At 62.3% G+C, this 2,757-nt stretch carries 2 protein-coding genes; one reads left to right on the top strand and one right to left on the bottom strand.

The annotated features are described in order from the left end of the window. Positions 1 to 513 precede the first annotated feature (513 nt). Entirely contained in the window at positions 514 to 1,587 is a 1,074-nt protein-coding gene (locus JWQ24_RS27815; RefSeq protein WP_299815623.1) for an LLM class flavin-dependent oxidoreductase, read from the top strand. A gap of 30 nt (positions 1,588 to 1,617) precedes the next feature. On the opposite strand, the gene JWQ24_RS27810 is transcribed toward JWQ24_RS27815, so the two are convergent. Beyond that, on the bottom strand, positions 1,618 to 2,757 hold a 1,140-nt coding region (locus tag JWQ24_RS27810), incomplete at its 5' end, for an amidohydrolase family protein (protein ID WP_299815621.1).

Raw genomic sequence — 2,757 nt, 5'->3', positions numbered from 1 at the left:
ATCACGAGAAGAACAGGCGCAATCCATGACAGCAGCAGCAAATTAGGCTTGCGTGCGACAGCAACGCGCGGCGTCGGCGTGACCTGCACCGGCGCCCGGTATTCCTGCTGCATAACGTAGTCGACGTTGCTCAACGTGATGATCCCGTTCATTGCGGCGACGTCCGCAACCGACGGGGATGATAGGACAAGGATAAGTTCGCCGTCCGGAGATTTTGCGGTGAAAACATTCTCCGCGTGATAATAAGTCGGTTTGCTACGCAAAGGATGCGATCGAGAGGTCTTTGATGCTTTGCTCGCGGCCGGGATGGAAAATGCAACTGCTGTATTGCCTGCCAGGCGATCCGGCTCCGAAGGCCGCAGAAAATTCCCCTCGTCATCCTGTCACGGACGAAAAATCCTTCTAGTGTTGAACGGGAATGTCGTCCTGACCCCTATGTGGTGGTTTTGTTGGCTTGCAATGACTTTGCTCCGTGCGCTTATGAGATCAAGCATCAGACCCACGAGGCAAAGCATGAGCACGAAACCCATTCGATTTGGCGTGTGGGCCCCCGTCCACGGACCGCGCGCGGCGCATCACGATCCCGAGGAGCCGTACAATGCGTCGTGGGAGCACAACCGCGATGTGGTGCTGCAGGCGGAAGCGCTTGGTTACGATTCGACGCTGATCGCGCAGCACACCATCAACCCGCACCAGGAAGATCTTGATCAATTGGAAACCTGGACGGCCGCGGCGGCACTGGCCGCGCTGACCAGCCGGATCGAGATCATCGCTGCGATCAAGCCATATCTGTTTCATCCGGTGGTGCTGGCCAAGATGGCGCTGCAGATCGAGAACATCAGCCGCGGACGTTTTGCGCTCAACCTCGTCAACGCCTGGAACAAGCCCGAGCTTGAAAAGGCCGGCATCGGCTTTGCGGAGCACTACGACCGCTACGCCTATGGCAAGGAATGGATCTCAATCGTGGCGCGGCTGACCGCCGGCGAACGCCTCACTCACAAGGGCGAAAATTTCGATGTCCGCGATTATGCGCTGCGTCCGAAGGATCTGTATCGCGCGCGGCCGGCGATTTATGTCGGCGGTGAATCCGATCCGGCGCGCGACCTTGTTGCCGTCCATGGCGATACCTGGTTCATCAACGGCCAGCCGCTGGCGGATGTCGCGGCCCTGATCGCCGATGTGGCGGCACGTCCGCGCACCGGCGCGCCCTTGCGCTTCGGCCTGTCGGCCTTTGTCATCGCGCGGGATACCGACGCCGAGGCGGAGGAGGCACATCAGAGGCTGCTGGCGCTGGCGAAGCTCGATGCGCCGATCAAGGCGATCCAGCGCGCCAATACCGATCCCAAGGTGGTGATGATGCAGACGATGCAGAAGACGCCGCGGGTCGGCAGCAATGGCGGCACCGCGGCGGGCCTGGTGGGTAGCTACGACACCGTCGCCGCGCGCATCGGCGAATTCCATGCCGCCGGCATCGAGCTGTTCATGCTCCAGTTCCAGCCGTTCGAGGCCGAGATGAAGCGCTTCGCGGAAGAGGTGTTTCCGAGAGTAAAGGGCAAGGCATCCGTTCTGAAGGCGGCACACGGCTGACAGCGATTGGACGCAACTTGCCCGGCGGCCTCATGTCGCGAGACCGGTATCGTGGACGATACGGCCTCCCACCATGGTCAGGCGGCAATCGAGATCCTTCAAGTGGGCCGCGGCGATGGCTGTCGGATCATCCGAGAGCACGGCAAGATCCGCCGCGAAGCCTGATTTCAGCGGACCCTTCCAGCCTTCGTCGAAGGTCAGGGCGGCGCCGGCCGTCGTGAACAACTGAAGCGCGGTGCGTGCGTCCAGCCGCTGCTCCGGGCCGATCACCTGTCCGGTGGTTCGCTCTTCACGGGTGCAGGTTGTCCACAGCGTGAAAAACGGATCGTAGGGAATGTTGTCGGTGGCGATAGCCAGCGGAATGCCCTGATCGATGATCTTGCGATGCGGAACGATGCGATTGCCGTCGTTCGGTTCAGCGAGATATTTGTCGCCGCCCTTCCACAGATAGTAGGTCGGAATCGTCGTCACGTAGATGCCAAGCCGCTTGAGCGCTTGAATGTCCTCGTCTCGGGCACGTCCGATATGTTCGATCACCCAGCGCCGCGCCCGGATCGGATGACGCTCGTTCACGGCTTCCAGCACAGGAATGATCTCGTGCAGTTGGTCGCCGACGATGGTGTGTAGCCGCAGGTCGAACTCCGCTGCCAGAAAACAAGCTTCGCGGAAGTCGGAGGGCGAGACCGCCTGTTCGACGAAGCCGGCCCAGCCGGTGTCCGGCAGGTGCGCCCGTGCGCAGCAGGCGACCACGGGATCGCCGCCGTAGGCAATGTGGATGCCGGATACGCGTAGCCAGCGGTCACCGAGGCCGGCGCCGCGCGCGGTTGCCAGCCAGTCGCGCATGATCCGGCGCGCTTCGGTGAGGTCGCTCCAGCTCGGGCTGACCACCAGGCCGACCCGCACGGTCAGTTCGTTCAGTTCCCACAGCCGGCGATAGACCGAGATGGTCTCGGCGGCCGAGCCGTGCCCCTCGTAGATACTGGTTGTGCCTTTGGCGTTATAGAGCCGCTGCGATCGCCTGATCCCTTCGAGTCGGTCGTCGAAGCCGAAGCGCGGCACCGCCGGGAGAATGTCGAATTCGACAGTGGGGCGGTTGTTGCGCTCGACGATGATGCCGGTCGGCGCACCATTGGCGCCCTTCAGGATTTCGACGCCGCCGCAACGCGGTGC

It is taken from the genome of Tardiphaga sp. (assembly GCF_028290495.1).
Lineage (GTDB): Bacteria > Pseudomonadota > Alphaproteobacteria > Rhizobiales > Xanthobacteraceae > Tardiphaga.
The sequence above is the reverse complement of the archived record's forward strand: the minus strand, read 5'-3'. Positions and strand labels throughout refer to the sequence as shown.